This is a genomic window from Bifidobacterium mellis, from assembly GCF_000967265.1.
GTDB classification, from domain to species: Bacteria; Actinomycetota; Actinomycetes; order Actinomycetales; family Bifidobacteriaceae; genus Bombiscardovia; species Bombiscardovia mellis.
In genome coordinates this window covers 1602374-1627101 of record NZ_KQ033885.1, presented here as the reverse complement: position 1 = coordinate 1627101, position 24728 = coordinate 1602374, and the positions used below count along the sequence as shown (strand labels likewise).

The following is a 24728-nucleotide window of genomic DNA, read 5'->3' as shown; positions in this document are numbered from 1 at the left end:
CATCATGACCAGTACATTCTTCATCAACCGTCTCGCCGAGCAGCCGCACGCACTCATGTTCGCCGGCCAGTCCAACCCCTGGACCGTGGCCCTGGACGATCTGCAGGGCGATCCCGATATAGACAAGGCTCTGAGGGAGCGGATGGCGGCGGCCACCGACCTGCTCAGGGCGGTCAAGCCCGACCTGCTGGCCACCAACGGCCGTCAGCTGGATCTGTTTGGCTACAGGCCTGACCCGGTCAGGCTGGGGCCGGCCGCCGACGCGGCGGTCAGTGTGCCCGGCATCGCCCTGGTGCAGCTGGGCGCCCTCATGGACATGGACCAGCTGGGCTACGACGCAGCCCAGGCCCGTCCGGTGGCCCTGCTGGGGCACTCCCAGGGCATCATCGGCGTCCACATGGTCCAGGAAATCCAGGCTGCAGGGTCCCTCAAGGCAGCCCAGGGTGCCATCGACCAGATCCTGGCCACCGCCATGCTGATCGGCACGGCTGGCACCCGTCAGGCCCGTCGTCTGGGCATCCACCGCCAGGGTGAGGCCACCCCTATGCTTTCGGTGCGCGGCGCCACCCGCCATCAGGTGGAGGTCCTGATCGACCGGGTGCCTGGCGCTCGCGGCCCCATCAGCGTGGCCGTGACCAATTCGGATCGCAATCTGGTCCTGTCCGGGTATCCGGAGGATCTGGCAGCCTTCGCCATCGAGGCGGGCAAGGAGAGCGAGCATCAGCGCCAACTGCGCGAGGACAAGGTCCGTGGCGGAACCGCCTTCTCGCCGGTTCTGGAGTACCTGGATGTGACCCTGCCCTTCCACTCGCCGCTCATGAAGGAGGCCGTGGATCTGAGCGTGGACTGGGCCTCCCGCTGCGGTCTGGACACCGGGCGTGCCCGGGTTCTGGCTGAAGAGGTCCTGCTCAACCATGCCGACTGGGCCGGCCGGATCGCCGAGGTCATGGACCAGCAGGATGCCGCCTCCCTCTGGCTGGTGGATCTGGGCCCGGGCGAGACCCTGGGCAAGCTGGTGGACAACCTGGTCCAGGGCACCGGCGTGGGCGTGGTCGAGGCCTCCAACCAGGCCCGGCGCGCGCAGCTGTCCACCATGGAGGAGGATCCGGCCCGCACCCAGGACTGGTCCAAGCTGGCTCCCCGTCTGCTTGAGACACCGGCCGGTCCCCGGGTGGAGACGGCCTTCAGCAGGTTGACCGGCAAGCCTCCGGTCATGTTGGCCGGTATGACCCCGACCACCGTGGAGCCCGAGATCGTGGCTGCGGCCGCCAACGCCGGCTACTGGGCCGAGCTGGCGGGTGGTGGCCAGGTGACCGCCGAGGTCTTCGACCGCCATGTGTCCCAGCTGGAGGACCAGCTGCAGGAGGGCCGCACGGTCGAGTTCAACGCCATGTTCATGGACCGCTACCTGTGGAACCTCCAGTTCGGCAGCCAGCACATCGTGCCTAAGAAGCGCGCCTCCGGCACCCCCATCGACGGGGTGGTCATCTCTGCCGGCATCCCCGAGCTGGACGAGGCCGTGACCCTGATCCGTCAGCTCAACGAGGAGGGCTTCCCCTACGTGGCCTTCAAGCCCGGCACGGTGGACCAGATCCGCCAGGTCGTGGCCATTGCCCGCAAGGTCGCCCCCACCCACATTCTCATGGAGGTCGAAGGCGGGGCCGCCGGCGGCCACCACTCCTGGGAATCCCTGGACGACCTGCTCTCGACCACCTACGCCGAGGTCCGCGCCTGCCCCAACATCGTTCTGGTGGCCGGCGGCGGTATCGGCACCCCTGAGCGTGCTGCCGACTACATCAGCGGCCAGTGGTCCCGCGCCTACAACCTGCCGGACATGCCCGTGGACGGCGTCATGATCGGCACGGCTGCCATGACCGCCAAGGAGGCCCACACCAATCCCGAGATCAAGCGGGCTCTGGTGGCCACTCCCGGCATCGACACCTCCACCCCCGATCCGGACCCCTTCGCCCCCATGGGAGAGAAGTGGGTGCCCAGCGGCAAGTCCGTGGGGGGCGTGGGCTCCGGCCTGAGCCATTTGCACGCCGACATCTACGAGATGGAGAACTCCTCCGCCGAGTGCGGCCGTCTGCTGGTCCGGGTCATGAAGCATCCCGAGGAGTTGGAGACCCGCCGCGGGGAGATCATCGAGGCCCTGAACAAGACCGCCAAGCCCTACTTCGGCGATCTGGAGACCATGACCTACCAGGACTGGGCCCAGCGCTTCGCCGACCTGGCCTACCCCTGGGCCGACGACACCTACATCGACCGCTTCCTGCACCTACTACGGCGCATCGAGGCCCGTGTCTGCGAGCGTCAGAGCGGCGAGTTCGACTCCATCTTCGCCTCCAGGCAGGATGTTGCCGAGCCGGAGCAGGCGCTTCGCCGGCTGCATGAGGCCTATCCCCAGGCTGCCGAACTCAAGGTGGTGCCCACCGATGTGGCCTGGTTCCCTGTTCTGGTGCGCGAGTATCCCAAGCCCATGCCCTTCGTGCCGGTCATCGACAACGATCTGCTGCGCTGGTGGGGCCAGGATCAGCTCTGGCAGTCCGAGGACCCCCGCTACGGCGCCGACTCGGTCAGGGCCATCCCCGGACCCATCTCCGTGGCGGGCATCACCACGGTGGACGAGCCGGTGGCCTCCATTCTGGGACGATTCGAGCAGGCGGCCATAGACCGGGTGCGCGGCCTGGACAACGGTCCCGCCAAGGCCTACAGCCAGCTGGCAGGCGCCGCTGACGCGCAGGAGTTCATCCGCCGCAGCCCCAACATCTCCTGGGTGGGCCACTTGATGGCCAATCCGGCATACGGGACGGCCATGGACGACCCAAACTACGCCATCACCCCCATCGGCCAGGACGACCAGGGCGAGCACTACGACCTGGACATCCATCTGGACACCTACTGGGACGACGACCCCGACGGCGGCCTGGACCGGCATGCGGTGCGCGACATCGTCGTGCCGCTGACCCTCAAGAGCGACCAGGTCGGCCTCTTCCCGGTGGTCGACCGCAGCCGCCTGCCCAAGGACGTCTACGCCCTGCTGGCCGATACAGCCGGCATCGGCAACACCTCCGTCACCGGCGACAAGCTGGAGGCCATGCCTGTCATAGAGAAGGACGATGATGACCATGAGCATCCCTTCGGCCTGGCCCACAGCGGTTACACCCTGGCAGCCAACCTGGGCTTCGACCATGAGGCGGCCACCGGAGGCGCCCTACCCGATGCGCTGATTCCCTCCGGCTTCGCCCCGGACGCCCTGGTGGGTCCGGCCTGGCCGGCCATCTACGCAGCCCTGGGATCCGTCTATGTGAATGGCTTCCCCATCATCGAGGGACTGCTCAATGCGGTCCATCTGGACCACCTGATCGAGCTGGAGGTCAGCGAGAAGCGCCTGCTGGAACACACCGGCCAGCGGATTGAGCTGACCAGCTGGGCCGAGCCCTATCAGGAATCTTCCTCCGGGCGGGTGGTGACCATCCACGTGGTCCACGCCGCCCAGGACGGGACCGTGCTGGCCCGCGAGGTCGAGCGTTTCGCCATCCGTGGCCGCGCCTACAGCGACCAGCTGCCCCAGGAGGCTCCCGAGTACGGCGGCATCCGCGCCGACACGGTGGACACACCACGCAGGCTGCTGCGCCGCGTCACCGTCACCGCCCCCAAGGACATGACCGCCTTCGCACGTACCTCCGGGGACTTCAATCCCATCCATACCTCCAAGCGAGGAGCGGCCGTCTCCGGCCTGTCTGCGCCGCTGGTGCACGGCATGTGGCTGTCGGCCACCGCCCAGTACGCGGCCCAGGCCACCGACGAGCAGGGCGTCCACTATGAGATCGCCGGCTGGACCTACAACATGTACGGCATGGTCCAGCTGGGCGACAAGGTGGAGATCAGCCTGGAGCGCGTGGGCAAGGTACGCCATGGCGGCCTGGTTCTGGAGGTCACCTGCAGGATCGACGGCCAGCTGGTCTCCCGCGGCACGGCGATCGCCCGCGCCCCCAGGACCGCCTACGTCTACCCCGGCCAGGGAATCCAGCAGCAGGGCATGGTCCTGGACGAGCGGGCCAAGTCCCCGGCCGCCCGCGAGACCTGGGAACGGGCCGATGCCCTGACCCGCAGCAAGCTTGGGTTCTCCATCCTGGCCGTGGTGCGTGACAACCCCCACACCCTGACGGCCAAGGGGGTCACCTACCACCATCCGGAGGGTCTGCTCAACCTGACCCAGTTCACCCAGGTGGCCCTGGCCACCGTGGCCTTCGCCCAGACCGCCCGCCTGCGCGAGTCCGGCATGGACATCTGGCCCGCCTACTTCGCCGGCCACTCCCTGGGCGAGTACAACGCCCTGAGCTCCTTCGCCGGGGTCATGTCCCTGGAGACGGTCCTGGAGCTGGTCTTCCACCGCGGTTCCACCATGCACTCCCTGATCGAACGTGACGAGCAGGGGCGCAGCAACTACCGGATGGGCGCCCTGCGCCCCAACCAGTTCGGCGTGGGGGACTCCGGCGTCAAGCAGTATGTGGAGTCCGTGTCCAAGGAGTGCGGCGAATTCCTGGAGATCGTCAACTACAACCTGGCCGGCCAGCAGTACGCCGTGGCGGGGACCATCGCCGGTCTGGAGTACCTGCGAGCCGATGCCAACCGTCGGGCCAAGGAGGCGGGCGGCAAGCCGGCCTTCATGTACGTGCCCGGCATCGACGTGCCCTTCCACTCCACACTGCTGCGCAAGGGGGTGCCCGAGTTCCGCGACACCCTGGATGCCCTGCTGCCCGAGCACATCGACTACTCCCGCCTGGAGGGTCGCTACATACCCAACCTGGTTGCACGACCCTTCCAGATGACCAAGGAGTTCGCGGCCTCCATCCTGGAGGTGGTTCCTTCCGAACGCATCAAGCAGGCGCTGGACGATCCCCGGGTCTGGGACCGGTATGCGGCCGACGACCAGAAACTGGGTCGTCTGCTGCTGACCGAGCTGCTCTCCTGGCAGTTCGCCTCTCCTGTGCGCTGGATCGAGACCCAGGCACTCATGTTCGATGCCCCCGAGCAGGGCGGCCTGGGCGTGGAGCAGCTGATCGAGGTAGGGCTGGGACATTCGCCCACCTTGGCCAACCTGGGCACCAAGACCCTGAAACTGCCAGACTTCCGCGAGCGTCACGTGAGCGTCTACAACCTGGGCAGGGACGAGAGCCGGGTCTATCTGACCGACACCGATCCCATGGCCCCGGTGGAGGAGGAGCCCGCAGTTCCGGTCCAGGATTCCAGTCCTGAACCTGCTCAGGCTCAGGCTGCTGCGCCTGCACCGGCATCGGAGCCAACTCCAGCCCCTGCCTCTGCCCCTGCGGTAGCCGAGGATTCGGCTCCTGCTCCGGCCCCGACCGCCGGTGGCCCATCAGGTGCCGATGTGGCCGACCTGCCTTTCAAGGCCTCGGATGCCATCGCCGTTCTGCTGGCCTACTCCACCAAGATCCGCCCCGAACAGATTGGACAGACCGACACCACCGACACCCTGACCAACGGCGTCTCCTCCAGGCGCAACCAGCTGCTGATGGACATCAGCTCCGAGCTGGGTGTGGCCAGCGTGGACGGTGCCGCCGAGGCCAGCATGACCGACCTGAGTGCCCTGGTGAACAAGGTGGCCCCCAACTATCGGCCCTTCGGTCCGGTACTCTCCGACATCGTGCGTGAGCGTATCCGCGACCTCTTCGGCCCCTCCGGCCTCAAGCTGCAGCAGGTTGAGCAACGGGTCTCCGACGTCTGGCAGCTGGGTGCGGGCTGGGTCTCGGCCACCGTGGCCAGCTTGGTCCTGGACACCCGCGAGGGTGCCTCCTCGCGCGGCGGCGACCTGGCCTTCCTGCCCACCGAGGCCGTCTCCACCGTGCCTGCGGCCAATGCGCTGATTGATCAGGCTGTTCAGCAGGTGGCCCAGCGTCACGGCGTCACGGTCTCCATGCCTTCTGCAGGCGGTGCTGCTGGCGGTGCCGTGGTTGACTCCGCCGCCCTGGATGCCTTCGCGGCCCAGGTGACCGGCTCCGAGGGTGTGTTGGCCTCCACCGCCCGCTTCCTCCTGGACAAGTTGGGGCTTAAGCCTCCGGTCGTCCAGCCTGGTGAGAATGAGGATGCTGCCGTTGTGGCCGCCGTCGATGCCGAGCTGGGCAGCGACTGGCCCGAGCAGGTGGCGCCAAGGTTCGAGGCTTCGCGCGCCGTCCTCTTCGACGACCGCTGGGCCAGCGCCCGTGAGGATCTGGCTCACATCTACCACGAGCATGATGATGACCGCAGCCGTCTGAGCTTCGTGGGAGCCGGACGCGAGGTGCACGATCAGGCCGTCTGGTATGCCGAGCAGGCGGGCAAACGTGGGGAGCAGGATCTGGCCCGGGTCTTCAGCGGCATCGCCGACCAGGCCATGACCCCTGCCGACTCGGACCAGACCGCAGCACGATTCGCCAAGGACGTGGCCGTGGTCACCGGCGTGGCCCCCAAGTCCATCGCCGGATCGCTGACTGCGGGCCTCCTGGAGGGCGGGGCGACGGTCATCGCCGTCTGCCATTCCCTGAAGCCGCAGACCGTCATCTGGGCTCGCGACCTCTACCGTCGCCATGCCGTGGGCGGTGCCCGTCTCTGGATCGTGTCCGCCAACCTGTCCAGCTACCGGGATGTGGATGCCCTGGTGGACTGGGTCGGCAACGAGCAGCGCAAGACCACGGGGGCTACGACCACCGTGCTCAAGCCCGCCTACGAGCCCACCCTGCTGTTGCCCTTCGCAGCCCCAGCCATGCACGGGACCATGGCCGACTCGGGCCGGCTCTTCGAGTCCCAGGCCCGGCTCATGCTCTGGAGCCTGGAACGCCAGATCGCCGGGTTCGCCGCCATCGGGGCGGACACCGACGTCGACCACCGTCTGCATGTGGTCCTGCCCGGTTCGCCCAACCGCGGCATGTTCGGCGGCGACGGAGCCTACGGGGAGGTCAAGGCCGCCCTGGACGCCATCGTCAACCGGTCCCGCCCTGAGCAGGACTGGTCCGGCCGGGTCACCTTCGCTCACCCGCTGATCGGCTGGGTCCGCGGCACCGGACTCATGGGCGGCAACGATCCGCTGGTCAAGGTGGTGGAGCGCCACGGCATCCACACCTACTCCACCGAGCAGATGGCTGATTCACTGTTGGAGCTCTGCACTGTAGAGGCTCGCCAGGAGGCTCTCCAGGCCCCGCTTAAGGCCGACCTGACCGGTGGACTGGGTTCCAGTCCTCTGGACCTCAAGGCCCTGAAGGCCGAGGCTGCCCAGAACGACGATCCGTCGACACCGGCCCCAGCCGGAAAGTCCGGTGATGCGCCCGCAGATGCCGGCAAGGATCCGGACCGGGTCATCAAGGCCCTGCCCACACCCCGGGTGCCCGCCCAGGCCCCGGTGGATCTGCAGGATTGGCAGGGCGTGACCGCTCGGCCCGAGGATCAGATCGTCATCGTCTCCATCGGCGAGATGGGTCCCTGGGGTTCCGGCCGCACCCGCTTCGAGGCCGAGATGGGCATCCACTCGGATGGCCAGGTCGATCTGAGCGCCGCTGCCGTCCTCGAACTGGCCTGGAACATGGGTCTGGTCGAGTGGCAGGACAGCCCCAAGCCGGGCTGGTACGACACCGACGGTGAGCTGGTCCCCGAGCAGGACATCGCCGAGCGCTACCACGACCAGGTGGTGGCCCGCTCCGGCATCCGTCCCTTCGACGACGGCATGGGCTCCGACTACCGTCAGGGCACCAACGAGGAGGAGGTGGACGTCTTCCTGGATCACGACGTGGCCTTCTCGGTGCCCACCAAGGACATGGCTGAGGAGTACGTGGCCCAGGATTCGGACCACACCAGCATCGCCCGCGACGAGCAGTCCGGCGAGTGGACCGTCACCCGCCTGCCTGGCTCCCGCATCCGCGTGCCGCGCCGGGCCACCATGTCCAGGACCGTAGGCGGCCAGTTCCCCAAGGGCTTCGACCCGGTCAAGTGGGGCATTCCCGCCTCCATGGTCGGGGACGTGGATCCGATCGCCCTCTGGAATATCGTGACCACCGTGGACGCCTACCTGTCGGCCGGATTCACCCCGGTGGAAATCCTCCAGGCCGTGCACCCATCCAAGGTGGCCTCCACCCAGGGGACCGGCTTCGGTGGCATGGCCTCCATGCGCAAGCTCTACCTGGACCGTTTCCTGGGCAAGGAGATTCCCACGGATATCCTCCAGGAGGCCCTGCCCAACGTGGTGGCCGCGCACGTCATGCAGTCCTACATCGGCGGATACGGCAACATGGTCCAGCCGGTCTCGGCCTGCGCCACGGCTGCGGTCTCTCTTGAGGAGGGCGCGGACAAGATCGCCCTGGGCAAGGCGGACTTCGTAGTCACGGGCGCCATTGACGACATCGGTGTGGAATCGGTCATCGGCTTCGGCAACATGAACGCCACCGCCGATTCCGCTGAGATGTATGCCAAGGGCATCCAGCCCCGGTTCTTCTCCCGGGCCAACGATCGTCGGCGCGGGGGCTTCCTGGAGTCCCAGGGCGGCGGGACCATCCTGCTGACCCGAGGCGACATCGCTCTGCGCATGGGCCTGCCCGTGGCTGGCGTGGTCGGGTACATCCACTCCTTCGCAGACGGCGCCCATACCTCCATCCCCGCACCCGGGCTGGGGGCTCTGGCTGCCGGCATGGGCGGCAGGGACTCGGACCTGGTGCGCTCGCTGGCCAAGCTGGGCGTGGACCCCGACGACATCGCCGTGGTCTCCAAGCATGACACCTCCACCAATGCCAACGACCCCAACGAGTCCGAGCTGCACAACACCCTGGCCCACGCCATCGGGCGGACGGACGGCAACCCGCTCTACGTCATCTCCCAGAAGAGCCTGACCGGCCATGCCAAGGGTGGCGCCTGCATCTTCCAGATCAACGGGCTCACCCAGCTCTTCCGGTCCGGGGTGATCCCGGCCAATGCCTCCCTGGACTGCGTGGATCCGGTCCTGAGACGCGACGACCATCTGGTCTGGCTGGAACAGCCCCTGAAGGTGGGCAGGATCAAGGCCGGACTGGTTACCTCCCTAGGCTTTGGCCATGTCTCCGGCATCGGGGTCATTGTCAGCCCCGGAGCCTTCGAAGCAGCCGTGCTCAAGACCTCCGGCCAGGAGGCCTTGGATCAGTGGCGTCGCCGGGCCAACGACCGCCTGGCCGCTGGTCAGCGCCACCTGGAGGAGGGCCGCATGGGTCGGGCCCCGCTCTATGAGCCTATCGACAACCGCCGCTTCCATGAGGACGGCCATGGGTATGTGGGCCACGAGATTGAGAAGGCTATGCTGCTGGATCCCCAGGCTCGCCTGGGTGCCGACGGCTACTACGACCTGAGCTGGAAGCATCCTGAGTTGGTAGATTCCCCATCTTTGCAGTGATGGATGGGAATTCGGTGAGCGTTCAATCACTGCGCTGATCAGGGAGGTGGGCCAGACGGCTCACCTCCCCTTTTTAATTGTGGCTATCTGTGCCTTATCTTCCTTTTGCTATGGATAGATGCTTTCAGCTGCTCGTACTAGGGCGGTCGCTTCCTCCGCGGGAGCATGGATTGAAATAAAACCAAGTCTGAACCCGACAACATGTCTTGTGTTGCTTCCTTCACGGGAACGCGGATGAAATGTCCCTGGGTACGTCAGACTTGGCTATGACGATCACCCGTTTTGCCTCATGTCTCAAGCGTAGAGAGTCATACATAGGTATACGGGTTATATCCGGCATCAGAGCGATTAAGAAGAGCGGGTTTTGGTATCTTTCCCTGCTGCCTATGGATTGGGTTGCTTCAGTGCTGCTTGATTGTGATTGGACCCCGTTCATGAAAAGGTATAAAAAGTAGATGGGTGGCCCAGGTTTTACTTGGGATTATTGCTGGGCCACCCGAGTGACCGGACTTGTCTTGGGGGAGTTGTCCGGCCTCTTACTCGTGCGAAGTGTTAGTGTTAGTAGTCGCTGTTACGGAATTCCTGCGGCTGAGGTTCGTTGCCATAATACTCATGGCGAGAAGCTCGATTACCATAGCCACGCCGATATTCTCCCCTTATGCTGTGGGCGGGACTCCTGCAGGCAGGAAGGTGCTGATTGTTGATGTCGTCGGATTGGGCGATCAAATCGAGCGGTTAGCAGATAGTGGCCTTTACAAAAACCGGAGTGTGCGGGGGGGGGGGATAATCAGCCTATGTTTCCAGGCCACCCAGGGGGTACTGCCTGGTGATGTCTACATAGGTTTATTGTCGAGTTAAACCGTGCGATGACCAATTTGCTGCATGTTCCGGTGGGCCCGTGTGCTATGCTCTGTACCGAGCCAACGGCTTTGCGGGCGTAGCTCAATGGTAGAGCCTCAGTCTTCCAAACTGATTACGCGGGTTCGATTCCCGTCGCCCGCTCCACGATTATCGTAAGTATTCCGTCATTCTCGGCGGGTTTTCCAACAACTTGGAGCGGTCAGGATTGGGCCTGACTGAGCGAAATCTTCCCCAGGATTCGGCACTTTACGGGCTGGATGGGTACACGATGGGGTACGCATCGAAGATGCTCGGATGACTACAACGACAAGGGCTTCCAGACCTCGCACAGGTATCGTAATCGCACATGGCAGGAGAGAGGCTACTGGCATTCCTCCGCGACCTGGGCACCGGTCATGCCGGAGGTGGTGGATATGACGGTATGACGCGGAGGCATGTTCTTCAGTAACGCCACCAGGCTCGGCATTCCCTAAAGCCAGCTTCTCGGCTGCCGGTCCGGAAATTCCAACTGAATCTATGTCAACGAGATTCTCAGCTACTAAGGAGGTGGATACTCATGGACCGATACCATGTCGAAGGAGGACAAGCATTATTGGCTCCACGAGATACTCAAATGGGCGGGACTCCTGTTTCTTCCAACCCTGACCATTCTCACCAACCAGGCTGGACCCTGTTGGGGCCTGCTTCCATACGGACACTATCGTGACTCAATATACGTGCTGGGAATACTCATTGCCGGCTGCATCGGGGCAAGCCAGACTAAAGCCGCACTCAGCAAATGGCCGACCCGCACATAGAATAATGCCCTCGTCTCGGGAGACCGGAGCGGGGCGGTTTTGTTTGATGTTTTATTAGTCCGGTGTTTCTTAAAACGGCGGCGTATTGTTTGCTGAATTATGTACAAACAAAATGCAGATTTCAAGTCAAAGCTGTCGCATGGCATGTCGTGCTGTAGCATAGTTGTATGTTGCAAGGGGATGCGCTAGTACAGCACGAGCCGGATTTTGTCCCGGCTCCAGAAGACCAATGTGATACAAAACGTTGGTATAACGACATTGATGATTTGTATGGCAATCCGATGAAGGATGCGCGGCGCATCACTAAGACATGGAAGCGCGGTCCTCATCTGCAAAAGTTCTACACTGCAATTTTGCTGAAAAAACAGGGCAAAGATGAATGGTCTGCTCCGGAAGCGGATTGTAATCATGGAGTGTGTCACCTGCATCCGAATGGGCATCATCCGCCCAGCGGCGTAAAAAAGCGATATGTTGAGATCATGCAGTTACACTGTTGTGACGATGTCCGGAAGGCTAGGTCGAAGACTGAACGCGTGTTCGCGCTCGTCGAATTGGATTTATTGCAGGCAAGGGAAAATGGAGGTGATTGGGATGAGCAAAGAATTGCAGAATTCGCAGTACGAGCAGTTGATAAAGCGTCACATTAAGCTGTTGAGCTTTCAGAGTGCGATTAACGACAGTATTGCAGAAGGCTATTTGGACGATTCACTCAAGGTTCAAGATGACAATGGCGATTATCCCATTGTCACCGCTTTGGGTGAGGAGCCGCTGTCTCTTCTGGTCAAACGGTGCCGAGCCATAGGCGGCAATGCGAACATTTTTGTGCTGACGGATAAGGGTACCCGTTATATCACGGCTCAAACAGATGGCTCAGGGTCGTCCGAGGAGGAAGTCTTAGACCTCAGCGATTCTGGACAATGGTCGAATGGCAATGCTGAAATTTCATTCTTTGTCGACTGGCTACTACGGCAGGAAAAGCCCGTCAAGCTGCCCGGTAGATTGCCGTGTTCACTGGATATGTATAATTCCGATGTAAAGCTTAAGGATGATGTTGACGAAGACAATCTAGTATCCATTCTATAAACTATAAATCGATAGAAATATCCCATCATCCCCTTCTATATAAGAAACAGGTTAGAGAGGGATGCTTTGTAAGCTATTTTGTCATGCCGTTCCGCTCTTCCGAATAATGCGGACGGCATGACTTTTTTTATTCAAGGTATTGGCTAAGGACGGTGGTTGCCTTGCCTTGGATTGCGTGGTGATGCAGGCCATAGTAGTGAGCATCTCTTTCCGCATTACCCAGCAGAGACCGGCCTGTTATCCATGTATAGCCTATACCCCTGATGGCATCTCACGGATTCCCGACAACCAACCCGGCTACACACCCGACTTGGAAGACTGGCGGGATCGGCTGACCATCCTTCTGCACAAGAGGCTCGACCGGCTCATCGAGCAGGAGCAGCAGGCCGGCCTAAGCAGGCATGGCCACGAGCGTCTGAAACTCATCTCCACCAGCAGACAGAGCTGACCTCGCCGCCATCCGGTACGGGCGCCTGAGAGGATCGTCGCGGAGATCAAGCGTAAATACAGGTAGGAGTATTTGGGGTACATGACCACGTGTGAGGATTTGCTTTGCAGTACGTGAGGTCCTATACGCAGTTAATCTTCCAAACTGATTACGTGGGTTCGATTTCCGTCGCCTTGTCCACTTGGACGTAGGATTCGATAAGTCGACGTTTGCGTTAACGAATACGCCGAAAGAGGTGTAGAAAATCTACTTCGTTAGCGTGTTCGAATTTTACGTTAGCCTGTATTGTATTTCCTCTTGCGAAATTGCGTGTTCTGTATTGAGTGTGCTAACGAGCGTTAAATCAAGGCTGCTTCACAAGAAGGTGTGGTGAAGTCGTATGAATCGGGGATGAACACGCTGTAGAGATTACTGTGGGAGATGGTCAGTTCATTGGACAAGTTCCACACCCTCGGTTTGCTTATGGTCCTAATATGGCGTGCCAGTCGTTCTTCTTCCAGTCATACAGCGCTGGCTCGAGACCCTATCTGGTATGGCGAGCATCCCAGTACGAGGGAGCTTTTGACCCAAGCATAAGACCCAGATAAGAAGGAACCGGTATCTTGAAAGGTGCGGGTAAAAGTCTCATTTGATATGCTACTAAGCAAGCCGCCGTATTGACAGATAATCGTCGCTCCTTTCATGGGGGCGTGGATTGAAATGGTCTCAAGTGCATATAGAGTACACAGTCGCCGTATTCAAATAGCACGCCTAGTGATAAGTCTCTGTGTGTAAATGAAATATAGAAAAACCCCCGCGAGATTACCTTCTTCGGGTGCATGGCAGATTCTAGACGACTTTTAGAAGCTTTGTACGATTGCGGTTTCGTGTCCCGCATTGCTTCCCAGGTTTCCTTGCCTTACCGGCGTACGAACGAGCGGCAGATAGTCCGACGCAATGGCGATTTGACGATCATATTCACTGTCCAAGGCGATGGAGTGCCTTATGAAGCAAGTGGCTGCGCTCGTTTAACGCTTACCTTGCGACGATGGTCACTTTCCAGGATTGAAGCTTTGACCCGTCCCTCCGCCGTCTCCATCTCAGTGGTACGTGACGCAGCTTCATGAAGCGTCTGGGCGCAAACGCCGCCGGTTCTCGGTTCAAGGTCGTTAAACGGCGGATGAGAAATTCGTTGAGTTGTTATATCCAGTCAAGTATGCTTGGTGCATTACGAGGTATGAAGCTTGGCAAGAAAGTTGCCGCTTCCTTAAGGATTGAAAGAATTTCGAGAACACTTTAGGAAAGACACTGCTGGCAGCCCTCGGTGTTGATGGTTGTTGGGCATTGTTCAAGGGATTGGCAAGGTGATGATAGTGAGTATTGTGGCATCCGTCGGTTTTGCGCTGTCAATTATCTGCCTGGTCGAGTGTGTGACTCGTCTATTCCCCAAAGGAGTGACCACTGGCCGGGCAGTCTTTGTTGTTCTGCTATGCCTGGCGTTGATAATTCTGGGGTTTGTCTCCCTGCATTTCATGGGTGGCCCTAAGGGTTCGATTCCCATGACTAACTGGATTATCGCTATAGCACTGCTGGTGATATACGTGGCTATACGGTCGGCGTTCGCCATTGTCGAGCAGATACATAGCGGCCAGCAGTATACGGATGAAACCCAGCTATAGTTTGCTGCGCCATGCGCACTAATTCCCATGGTTTGATTGCTGCTGGAAGCCGTATCTTTTTCGCATGCCTGCACGATGGGTACAGGGCGTCGTCGCGGCATTGCAGGCATGCCTATTGTTTTCTGGTCACTGTTGTTCCCATGATCTTATCGGCGAAGGTCTGCCCTCTGCCATCCCATAAAGGCCAAAGAAAACCAATGAAGAGCGATGCGAAATCAGCAAGATGCGCTATCTCCCGCACGCCCATTCTCAGACCGGATATGGGCAGGTTGGAATCCTGATCGCATACCTGAAGCTTGAGGAGACGGTGCGCCCAGGATTGCCCATTGCGCGCGGACCATGCGGAAATCACGCAGGCAACAGCCACAGAAGCGCAATCGATCCAGGATTGAGCAGATCCGCCTGGCGAAGATCTTCCAAATGCAATGGTCCCCACCAACTGCGATAGCAACGATGCAGGCAATACTATGCGAAGCAGTTACGACGCCACTCTGCGCCACCATAAAGCTGACATTATTACCCTTCTCTCAACACCACTCTCTTGCTTTTATTGTCGGTACGATAAGCGTAACCCTGCATTGTCTATGATGACGTTCTCTGGGCTGCGCATCGAGAGCGAAGGACTCAAGCAACTCCACTCCGAGCTGGAAAAGGTCGCAGTGCTTCCCGAACAAACAAACAGGCGTGAACCACTCTAGCTGAGATTCACGCATAGGCATAAGAGCATGACCGAGTGATTTGAACTCCTGATCAATGTCTAGCTGCTCATGATTCTTTTGCCACTGGTTTCTGTACCTCCGTTCGCAGGTACGTGGCAAGCTAAGGACAATGTATGCTCATCGCCGCTTGGATTGGATTCCTGTAGCTTCAAGCCCTGCGAAGAGCCTCTGAGTTGCTGCGCTGAATGTTCCTAAATGATTTGTGTGCGGTTGTCCCAGCCCGCTGACTTCCGAGTAGGTTGCCGACTGCGCTCTATGAGATGCGGCAAACTCTCACTCTATCTATTCTTATCCATACCTTCCTTTCTTGCTAACCTCTTAATCCTTGTGGTTTATCCCTTCCTAGGGCCATTTGTGCAAGATTGCAGTGATGGCTGATTAGGGCCATAGGTTGTGCGGTTTTCGAGTTTCTTATCGGATGATTTGCTGCAGTGGCCGATGAGGGGCATACTCAGGCCTATGGAAGATGCCGGGTTTGGACAGGTGCTGGGGTTGGGTCATGATCTGGTCGATGTGAAGGAGTTCGGCCGGCTGCTGGCCATGCCAGGCACGCGTATGACAAGCTTGTTCTCACCACGGGAGCGGCGGCAGGCCGAGCAGCGGGCCCTGCTCAAGCGTGACGATATAACGGCGCACTTGGCCGTGCGCTGGGCCGGTAAGGAGTCGGTGCTCAAGGCTTGGTCGCAGGCGCTGGGGTCTGAGCCATCGCCCTATGATCTGGATGATTTCCCCTGGAGCGGGGTGGAAATCTTGGACGACGGCCGGGGTCGGCCGAGCGTAAATCTAGAGTCCTCCGTGGAAGCCAGGCTTTACCATTCCTTGCCTCTACCCGGTGGTCAGGTCGATCGAGTGCAGTTGTGCTGGCACATCGCTCTCAGCCATGATGGACCGGTGGCTTCGGCGGTTGTACTTTTGTGCAGGCGTGTCTGAAATCAGGTTATGCCATGTGACGCATGTGGCGTTGATTCCTGGTTATCGCGTTAGGCAGCCAAATGGAAGTCCTCGGCAGGTGGAGCGATATTCTGACTGTGGTGAAATCGAATTCAGTGCCCAAGGTTTCACATGTAGTCAGCACTATGTATTACATGCGTCGTTCTAAGGGTTGACTGTGGCCCCCGTGTAGACTTTATACAGCCTCTTCTTGAGGCTTGTTCCCTGCTTCCGTGGGGATGATCCTTTGTGTCATTAGGATTTTATGTGCTCCCTGAGTAGTCAGGGTAAACAGAGTAACTTGTGTCATTAAGAAATTATGAATTTGGTAAATCTGACTTCTACGTGCTATGCTTAAAAATTGTTACAACGAAGTTGTCCAACTGACAGAGTCACTGAGCTGAGAACGGGGAAACAATGAGCGGAGCGATACCAACGGATTTGGGCTTGAATGCTAAAGTCATGGCCCTGTGGGGGAAGACGAATCTGCTTAATGAGGATGACTGGCTACAGGTTTTCGCGCATTTGAGCGATTCCGCTGCAGTGGCTAGGTATCTTTGGCGTGACTGGGTGCCCCGGGGCACCCGAGAGATCATCATCCGCGATGTTGGTGATCCGGAATTGGCTCGCAAAGTCTGCATGTTTATCACCGGTGTCCATGATATCGGTAAGGCAACCCCGGTTTTCCAAAGCAAGCCGTTGACGCATGCGCCTGGTATGCAGGATCTCTCCCTGCGGTGGAAGCCCAGACAGGCTGGTCTGCGGTTCCCTGATGTTCCGATTACGGATACCAATTATCCTACCCATCCCATAGCGGGCCAAAGGATTCTGGAGTCGTATCTGACGCAGGTACGGAATTGGAGCAAGTCAGTGGCCGAATCCTATGCCTGTGTCGTTGGAGGGCATCATGGTCAGCCTCCTACGCGTCAGGCTCTATGCAAGTCCGACATGGATGTGCGGATGGGCACTGCTCAGGGTTATGAGGACTGGGCTGAAGTCCAGCGCCAACTGATTGAATTCGTGGCCAAGCAGTGTGAGCTCAGTGATGATGACTTCGCTCGGCTGAGCAGAAGGCGTCTAAACATATATGCCGAATCTGTGCTGGAGGGGCTGGTCATTATGGCCGACTGGATCGCCAGCAACAGCGACGATGCTCTATTTCCCTTGGTGCCGCTCAACCCTAAGAGCTATGACGAACAGACCTGGGACCGGATGAATTCAGTACGTACAAGAGCTGGTCTTAAGGCACGTCAGGAGCGCGGATGGCGTAACCTCGATCTGCCTCCTAAGTGGCAACCGATTCACGAGCAGATCAGCATAGGGGAGCGCTTCGCCTCCAGGTTTGATCTGCCGGCAGGTGCCAATCCCAGACCAGTCCAGGAGCAGGCCGCACATTTGGCGGAAACGACCAAGGATCCAGGCATTATGGTCATCGAAGCGCCCATGGGCGAAGGCAAGACCGAAGCAGCCCTGGCCTGTGCGGAAATCCTGGCGGAACGAACAGGCCGGGGAGGAGTCTGCGTGGCCCTGCCGACAATGGCCACCACCGATGCCATGTTCTCGCGTTGCAAGAGCTGGATCGATAGATTGCCTCAGCCTGAGGGACGCTCTGAGAAATCCACCTCGCTCAGACATGGCAAAGCTGCTCTCAACAGGGAATTCATGTCAATGGCGACTTCAGCCGAGGGTTCGGCCACATCATCAGTCTTCGATGAGGATGTCCTCCAAGGCTCTGGTGCAAAAAAGGCCGTCTATCCCGAGGCAGTGGTGAATGACTGGCTGAGAGGCAGGAAGAAAGGGGTGCTGGCTAACTTCCTGATCTGCACTATCGATCAGGTGCTCATGGCCGCCCTGCAGATGAAGCACGTCAGTCTGCGGCAGCTGGCTCTAGCCAACAAAGTTGTCATCATCGACGAATGCCACGCTTACGACACCTACATGCGTGAATACCTCAAGAGGACCCTGGAATGGTTGGGAGGATTCCACAACCCAGTCATCCTTCTGTCGGCAACCCTGCCTGCATCGCTGCGACGTGAGCTGGTGGACGCTTATATTAAGGGGTATGCCTCGGTGCTCGGCGGGTCGAGTAACCATGCGGAGCAGTCCCCCCAAGTTGCACCGCGTTGTTTTGCAAGCATGGAGGCATTTGCTGACCGCTACTCCAAGCAACGTAATGATAAGGCTTCTGACTCTTCACAGCCGGGTGACAGGCAGCCCTTTAATGAGGGAAAGGACCCTGACGACCTGCATGCTTATCCGCTGATTACCTACACATCTGGAACGACCTGCCGGACCAGCTCGGTGCGACCTTCAGGTCGTGCGGTAGACATCGATTGTCATGTCATTGATGACGATCTTGAACATTTGTCAGACTTGCTGCAAGAGCGTCTGGCTGAAGGTGGCTGCGCCGCTGTGATTTGCGACACCGTAGACCGTGCCCAGCAAACTGCAGCAGCTTTGACCAATGTATTTGGCCCGGACCAGGTCAGACTGACGCATTCACGCTTCATCGACCGGGATCGTATGGACAACGAACGAGAACTCCGAGAACGCCTTGGCCCGGATGCAACCCTAGCCAATGGAGGACGTCCTCACCGGTTGATTGTTGTGGGCACGCAGGTTCTGGAGCAATCCCTGGACATCGACTTCGATCTTATGGTCACCGATATAGCTCCGGTCGATCTGTTGTTACAGCGCATGGGTCGTTTGCATCGCCATCGCCGTGGACAAGGTGGGCGTAACCGTCCAGCTGGTCTGCGGAAGGCCTTCTGCTATCTGCGGGGCATAGCCTCTTGGAACGCGGATGGCCCGGAATTTCCTGACTATATAGACAGGGTCTATCCACCGGCATCCCTGCTTGAAGCCCTTGCTGTGCTTGGACTGCAGGGGGACAGCGCCCACCGCTTGCTGCAGCTTCCTGATGATATCGCTCCGCTGGTTCGCACAGCTTATGATTCTGATGCAGTTGCACAGCTGATACCCAAAGCTTGGCAAGAACGGTATCGGCTGGATGTACACAAGCGTGCCCAAAAGGATGCGGAAGAGATCGATAAGGCCCAAGTCTATTTGATGAAAGATTCGGCCCGTCTGCTGCACCAGTCTCACACCTTGGTGGACCTGTTTACAGGCACTGTGGACTCCAGGTCTGAAGCCAAAGCCAGACAGGTTGTCAGAGACACTCATGATTCGGTGGAGGTGGTGCTTCTGCGCCGGTGCGGTGATGAGTATGCGCTTCTGCCATGGATCGGAAGCGATACAGTACCTTGCGGGGCTCCTGTGCCCACAAAAACCGAACCTGAAAACCGGCTGGCGCAAGTGGTGTTGCGTTGCTCGGTAAATCTGCCGGATCGCATCTGTCACGACATTGATGCGCTGATCAATGAACTAGAGCTCCGAGCCAGTGACTGTGTTGATGCATGGCATCAATCTCCTTGGCTGGATGGCTGTTTACCTTTGGTCTTGGAAGAGGAAAAATCCGATTCGGGTCGCCGGAGATTTGTCACCACTGTACATGGTTACCTTATCGGATACACCCGTGAGGATGGGCTTACTTGTGTGAAAGCCGATGAGGACGAAAAGAGCTGAACTTTGCAATGCCTCGCTAGTGTAGGCATTTTCCACTTATGAATAATCGAATAAGCAGAAAGGACAATGATAATGAATGATGTTGGAGCGACCGGCGGAGGTCGGCCGTCGTTCAATCTCTTGGAGCAACCCTGGATCAGGGTTACATACTTGAAAGGACGCGTCGGCCTGGTCTCCCTGCGTGACCTTTTGGTCGAGGCCCATCGAATCCGTGAGATTTCAAGTGACATGCCTCAGCAGACCTTGCCTCTCCTGAGAACCGTCGAAGCCGTGCTCTACCAGGCATATGCCCAGCGGTATCAACCCATGATCGGGGATGATAATCCGACGGCTTTGCTGCAGCTGTGGTGGACGCTTTGGCAGGCTGGGCAGTTCGACCCTCAAGTAATTGACGATTACCTTGAGCGCTATCACGACCGGTTTGATTTGTTCAACCCGGAGCATCCTTTTTATCAGACGCCGGGATTGACCTACTCGTCCGATGATAAAGAGTATGACAGCATTGGCGAACTTCAGGCTGACGTGCCTAAGCCCAAGAAGTTTCTCTTTTCCATGCGTGCCAAGAACGACCTGGACTCGCTTACATTGCCTGAGGCCGCCCGATGGCTGGTCTTTCTCCAGGCCTATGACCCTGCAGGCATCAAATCGCCGGTAGATGGGGAGACCCATATTCTGCGCAACAGGGTTTATCCACCCAAATCCAAGGTGGGAACCGGCTGGCTGGGCGCCTTGGGCAATGTTTATTTGGAACAGGACAACTTGTTCGCCACTCTGATGCTCAACTGGTGCTTGATCAATCCCCGAGGCCGTGGGGATGATGATATCTGGTTCGGCAAGCCTGGTGATTTGGCGCCCTGGGAGCGCGAGCCGGCCGGCCCTGACATGGATCCTGACTATCAACCCACGGGCATTGTGGACATGCTCACTCTGCAATCACGCAGGGTAAGGCTGGTGCCTGACGACTCAGGTTCCCGTGTGGTCGGCATCGTCGTCTGCTATGGCGATGTCATCAGCGCTGACAACATGGACGCTTATGAGCCTATGACGGCCTGGCGTTACGGCAGCGAGAACCTGCGGAAGAAATTGGGACTGCCGACAGCGCCTCGCATGCCAGTCACATTCACTTCCGACAAGGCCATTTGGCGGCAGCTGCAACCTTTGATCAGCGCGGGAAGCAACGGAGCAGGTCAGACTGATGACACCCGTCCTGGTGTTATTCGGTGGGTTGAAACTCTGTTGAATTGGAATCGGGATGATGCAGGGTCCGGAAAAGTGATGCAAATGGCTCGCATCCATACACAGAGCATGATCTATGGTCCGCAGAACAGCTTCTTCTCGGATGCTATCGATGATTCACTCGATGCAAACCTTCAACTGCTTCATTTGGATGCTCCTGCCGTGGATGTGGTGGTTCAGGTTGTTGAGCATACTGAGGATTCCGTCAAGGCGTTGGACTCCATGGTTGCCCAGTTGAACCAATCCGCAGGCGACAAAGCGCAGAAGGACCGCTTCTACGCCGCAGTAGCCCGCGTCAAGGAACGTGCATATGCTTCCCTTGATCAGCTGTTCAGACAGCGGATTGCGGAGTTCGATCCTTCAGAAGACATCGAACGCTACCGGAATGACTGGTTCCAGGCCATTCATCGGGATCTGATTGCGGTGGCTAGTGAGTACCGCGATCAATCTCCGGCGCCGTCTTTCCTGCCCAAGGCCAATGGTGCCCGATCTTCTGAGCAGATCTTCGATAGATTCCTAAGCCAATTGAATAAATATCTAGGTCCTCTTCCCTCGCGTGAGGGCGAGACCGCAAATGAAAAGGAGGTTCAATGATGACTGCAGCCACCATGACGAACGAGCATGTTTTGTCCGTCGACGACCGCAAACAGGCCGTCGGGCGGTATGCCAACTACCGGATCGGGAAATTGCAGTACGCCTACACGGTTCAGGCCAGCAGCGTGGCCAGGGCTCATCTGGCTTTGCTGCGCCGAGGCATTGACGATGGCAGAGTGCGGTGGATGAATGTCGGGTTTGATCTATATGAGGATTGGCCACAGGATACCCTGGGAAACCCAGCCCTTGACAACGACCCCAATATCGTCACTGAAACGCGGGCTATTGCTGTTGCCTTGCAGATGTATGCGCTTCATCAGCAGTCGAAATCTCAGGGTATGGCCTGGATGCCTGATCATAAGGGCACAGGGAATAGCGCCGATGCTGAGCAGGGGGCGCGATCCGAGCGCTTCCGCTACAGTTTCGGCCACGTATGCCGCATGATTGACACCGACCAGGACGGTTCCAAGGCCACCCCGGTTCTTCGAAGGCTGCAAATCATGGAGGATGCTCCTGATTTCGACGGCATCCGGCATCAGCTGTATTCGCTGATAAGGATGATGAGGAATCAGGATGTGAAGCTGGACTATCAGGCTTTCGCTCAGGATCTTTATCTGTTGCAGCTGCCTGGTCGGAGGGCCTCTGTCTTTCACCGTTGGGCTCGTCAGTATTACGCCGTGCACAAGACCGCGGAGACGAAAGAGGGTGAGAAGGCCAAGAGAACAGCTGAGGTCCAGCAGCACGGTCAATGATGACAGGTCGTCTCGAATGATTCGCCATCTAGCAGATACACATGTACAAGATCACCGATCTTTTTATAAAGAATATTAAGGAGAAAAGCCATGTTTATGGATATTTATGCAGTTCAGAACGTCCCGCCGAGCAACATCAATCGTGACGAGACAGGTAATCCCAAGACCGCCCAGTATGGCGGTGTCTTGCGCTCACGAGTCTCCAGCCAGGCCTGGAAGCGGGCCATGCGCGAGACCTTCAAGTCTTTGCTGGAGAAGAAACAGTTGGGGGTGCGGACGAAGAATGCAGTCGAGCTGATCGTGAAAGCCATGGTTAACCAACGGCCTGAATCGGCGGACCGGGCTGAAAACTACGCTTCCATGGTCTTGCAGGCCACCGGCGTTAAGGTCGTCGCTTCCACTCGTGCAGGAGCAGCCAGTGGCAAGCCGGTCACTCAATATCTGATCTTCATCGGCAACACCGAAATCGGCAAGCTGGCTACTATCGCACTGGAGTGGATGGATCAGGGAAAGGACCTGGCCAAGGCTCCGGATTCGGCTATGAAGAAGGAAGTATCGGCGGTCTTCCACGGTGAGCAGGCGGTCGACATCGCCCTGTTCGGCCGTATGCTGGCTGATGCCCCTGACCTGAATACGGATGCCAGCGCTCAGGTGGCTCACGCCATCTCCGTGGATGCCATCAAGCCTGAGTACGACTATTTCACCGCCGCTGACGACTTCACGGAAGCAGACAATGCCGGTGCAGCCATGATCGACTCCGTAGGTTTCAACTCATCCACGCTCTATCGCTACGCGACCGTGAACCTGGATGCCCTGCAGGAGCAGATCGGCAATGCGGAGGCCACTGCGAGAGTGGCTTCGGTCTTCGTAGAGGCTTTCATCCGATCCATGCCGACCGGCAAGCAGAATTCCTACGCCAATAGGACACTGCCCGAGACCTGCATTGTGGCCTTCCGTGACAGCCAGCCAATTAATGCCGTGGAAGCCTTTGAACGTCCGGTTACGGCCGAGCATGACCAGCCTATCTCGCAAGTCGCTGGCCGCAGGCTGGTTGAGGAGTTGCGCAGGATTCAGGATGCCTATGATGAGCAGCCTGTGCAGGCCTGGGCGATCAGCACGGATTTGTCAGCGCAGGACTTGGCTCCTGTGGCTGAGTCTGTTGGTCTCAAGGATCTGACCAGCCAGGTGAATGCTGAGACTATGCGCGTGCTGGGTCAGCAGGAGTAACTATGAGCATACTGCTGTTGCGATTGTCAGGGCCTTTGCAGTCCTGGGGGAGCTCTTCGCGTTTTACGATTCGCACCACACAACGGGAGCCCACCAAGAGCGCGGTGATTGGTCTGCTTGCTTCGGCGCAAGGGCGTCAACGCGGTGACGACATCGAGGACCTGCTGCATCTAAGCTTTGGTGTCCGCATTGATCAACCGGGCATCTTGGTCAATGACATGCAAACAGAGCATGGTGCCAATGTCAAAGCCATGCCATTGACCACACGGTACTACTTATCCGATGCGAAATTCCTGGTGGCTTTAGGCGCTGATTCTGCACTTCTGGAAGGTTTGGACCAGGCTCTGCGTCATCCCCGGTGGCCATTATATTTGGGTCGCCGGGCTTGCCCGCCGGATTACCCGGTCTCGCTTGGGTTGGTCCAGGAGGACCGTGTGGACCAGGCGCTGCGCACCCATCCCTGGATGGCTGCTTCTTGGTACAAGAGGCGCCATCAGGGCAGCCGACTGGAGGTGGTCTGTGATGCGGACTGCGCCAAGGACGAAGACAATGGGATTGTCTCTTCCCAGGCAGATGCTCCGCTGAGTTTCGGTGCAGCTCGCAGATATGCGGTCAGAACGGTTTGCCGATACAGAATCCCCAATCCGGATGGTCCTGGCCCAGACGAGCAGCGGACTAAAGCCGTTCCGGATCATGATCCAATGTCGTTTTTCTAGGAGGCAGGCATGTATATATCCAGAATGCCGTTGAACACTGCGCGGTATGCGGCCAAGCAACTGATCGCCTCGCCTTACCGTCTTCATGCCGCCGTGGAGAAGTCCTTCCCGCCGGGTGCTGTACGCAGTGGCGATGGCGGACGTATCTTGTGGAGATTGGATTTCTCCCGTGAAGGAGACTCGACCTGGTTGTATGTGGTGAGTCCCGAGCGTCCTGACTTCACCCATATTGTTGAGCAGGCTGGTTGGCCGACTCATGCTGAGTGGGAGGTGAAGGACTACGAGCCCTTGATCACGCATATAGCCAAGGGGCAGGAGTGGGCCTTCAGACTTCGGGCCAATCCTGCCAGACAGGTTCATATGGACAAGGGGCGACGGTCCAATCATGCAGTAGTCGGCAAGGTGATGGGGCATGTCACTGCGGATTATCAGCTGTCTTGGCTGGAGAAGCACAGTGAACGCAACGGATTCGCCCTCCTAGGCAGTTCGGATGAGGGTTATGGGCCATCCTGCCTTGTTTCCCAGCGCCGCAAGGAGCAGTTCGACCACGGGGGCGGCAAGGTCACCTTGGTTACAGCCCAGTTCGATGGACAGCTTCGTGTAACCGATGCGCAAGCTTTTCAGCGTTGCCTACGGCAGGGCATCGGCAGGGCCAAGAGCTTCGGCTGTGGGTTGCTGACGGTGGCTCCGATCCGATGACTGGGGATCAGCCT

The 24728-nt window shown here is 58.9% G+C and carries 12 protein-coding genes and 1 tRNA gene; 12 read left to right on the top strand and 1 reads right to left on the bottom strand.

Going from position 1 to position 24728, the window contains the following annotated elements; all coding sequences use genetic code 11:
- Nucleotides 1-4: 4 nt before the first annotated feature.
- The 5 genes from JF70_RS06970 to JF70_RS06945 all read left to right on the top strand — a co-directional run bounded on the left by JF70_RS06970 (nt 5) and on the right by JF70_RS06945 (nt 12598).
- On the top strand, nt 5-9409 hold the full coding sequence (locus JF70_RS06970; protein ID WP_045935773.1) for a type I polyketide synthase: 9405 nt from the start codon (nt 5-7) through the stop codon (nt 9407-9409).
- A gap of 931 nt (nt 9410-10340) precedes the next feature.
- A tRNA-Gly gene (locus tag JF70_RS06965) sits at nt 10341-10414 on the top strand.
- Nucleotides 10415-11234: 820 nt separating this feature from the next.
- Nucleotides 11235-11714, top strand: coding sequence for a hypothetical protein (locus JF70_RS09005; protein WP_156149636.1), 480 nt, complete (start codon nt 11235-11237; stop codon nt 11712-11714).
- The gene (locus tag JF70_RS08600) at nt 11659-12150 is read left to right on the top strand and encodes a hypothetical protein (RefSeq protein ID WP_156149635.1); all 492 of its coding nucleotides are present in this window, start codon (nt 11659-11661) and stop codon (nt 12148-12150) included. The genes JF70_RS09005 and JF70_RS08600 overlap by 56 nt, the downstream gene beginning before the upstream one ends.
- 196 nt (nt 12151-12346) lie before the next feature.
- Nucleotides 12347-12598 carry a hypothetical protein gene (locus JF70_RS06945; RefSeq protein ID WP_156149634.1) on the top strand — a complete coding sequence of 84 codons (252 nt, stop codon included), beginning with the start codon at nt 12347-12349 and terminating at the stop codon, nt 12596-12598.
- Between the two features lie 1770 nt (nt 12599-14368).
- Here the strand turns inward: JF70_RS06945 and JF70_RS09205 are convergent.
- Nucleotides 14369-14623 carry an RDD family protein gene (locus JF70_RS09205; protein ID WP_269420743.1) on the bottom strand — a complete coding sequence of 85 codons (255 nt, stop codon included), beginning with the start codon at nt 14621-14623 and terminating at the stop codon, nt 14369-14371.
- Between the two features lie 811 nt (nt 14624-15434).
- Between JF70_RS09205 and JF70_RS06935 the strand changes: the two genes are divergently transcribed.
- From JF70_RS06935 to cas6e, 7 genes are all read left to right on the top strand, one after another.
- On the top strand, nt 15435-15905 hold the full coding sequence (locus tag JF70_RS06935) for a holo-ACP synthase (RefSeq protein WP_082069499.1): 471 nt from the start codon (nt 15435-15437) through the stop codon (nt 15903-15905).
- A gap of 417 nt (nt 15906-16322) precedes the next feature.
- Entirely contained in the window at nt 16323-19490 is a 3168-nt protein-coding gene (locus tag JF70_RS06930) for a CRISPR-associated helicase/endonuclease Cas3 (RefSeq protein WP_045935767.1), read from the top strand.
- A 66-nt stretch (nt 19491-19556) separates the two neighbouring features.
- Entirely contained in the window at nt 19557-21320 is a 1764-nt protein-coding gene (gene casA / locus JF70_RS06925) for a type I-E CRISPR-associated protein Cse1/CasA (RefSeq protein ID WP_082069450.1), read from the top strand.
- A complete protein-coding gene (gene casB / locus JF70_RS06920; protein ID WP_045935765.1) occupies nt 21317-22072 on the top strand; it encodes a type I-E CRISPR-associated protein Cse2/CasB in 756 nt (251 codons plus the stop codon). Before casA ends, casB begins: the two co-directional genes overlap by 4 nt.
- A gap of 90 nt (nt 22073-22162) precedes the next feature.
- A complete protein-coding gene (cas7e, locus tag JF70_RS06915; protein ID WP_045935764.1) occupies nt 22163-23299 on the top strand; it encodes a type I-E CRISPR-associated protein Cas7/Cse4/CasC in 1137 nt (378 codons plus the stop codon).
- A gap of 2 nt (nt 23300-23301) precedes the next feature.
- Nucleotides 23302-24015 carry a type I-E CRISPR-associated protein Cas5/CasD gene (gene cas5e, locus JF70_RS06910; RefSeq protein WP_045935763.1) on the top strand — a complete coding sequence of 238 codons (714 nt, stop codon included), beginning with the start codon at nt 23302-23304 and terminating at the stop codon, nt 24013-24015.
- Nucleotides 24016-24024: 9 nt separating this feature from the next.
- Entirely contained in the window at nt 24025-24714 is a 690-nt protein-coding gene (gene cas6e, locus JF70_RS06905; RefSeq protein ID WP_045935762.1) for a type I-E CRISPR-associated protein Cas6/Cse3/CasE, read from the top strand.
- Nucleotides 24715-24728 lie beyond the last annotated feature (14 nt).

Excerpts from the sequence above, each read along its gene's own strand:
- JF70_RS06970 (WP_045935773.1), top strand. The coding sequence starts at position 5 with ATGACCAGTACATTCTTCATCAACCGTCTCGCCGAGCAGCCGCACGCA.
- JF70_RS09005 (WP_156149636.1), top strand. The coding sequence starts at position 11,235 with ATGTTGCAAGGGGATGCGCTAGTACAGCACGAGCCGGATTTTGTCCCG.
- JF70_RS08600 (WP_156149635.1), top strand. The coding sequence starts at position 11,659 with ATGAGCAAAGAATTGCAGAATTCGCAGTACGAGCAGTTGATAAAGCGT.
- JF70_RS06935 (WP_082069499.1), top strand. The coding sequence starts at position 15,435 with ATGGAAGATGCCGGGTTTGGACAGGTGCTGGGGTTGGGTCATGATCTG.
- JF70_RS06930 (WP_045935767.1), top strand. The coding sequence starts at position 16,323 with ATGAGCGGAGCGATACCAACGGATTTGGGCTTGAATGCTAAAGTCATG.
- casA (WP_082069450.1), top strand. The coding sequence starts at position 19,557 with ATGATAATGAATGATGTTGGAGCGACCGGCGGAGGTCGGCCGTCGTTC.
- casB (WP_045935765.1), top strand. The coding sequence starts at position 21,317 with ATGATGACTGCAGCCACCATGACGAACGAGCATGTTTTGTCCGTCGAC.
- cas7e (WP_045935764.1), top strand. The coding sequence starts at position 22,163 with ATGTTTATGGATATTTATGCAGTTCAGAACGTCCCGCCGAGCAACATC.
- cas5e (WP_045935763.1), top strand. The coding sequence starts at position 23,302 with ATGAGCATACTGCTGTTGCGATTGTCAGGGCCTTTGCAGTCCTGGGGG.
- cas6e (WP_045935762.1), top strand. The coding sequence starts at position 24,025 with ATGTATATATCCAGAATGCCGTTGAACACTGCGCGGTATGCGGCCAAG.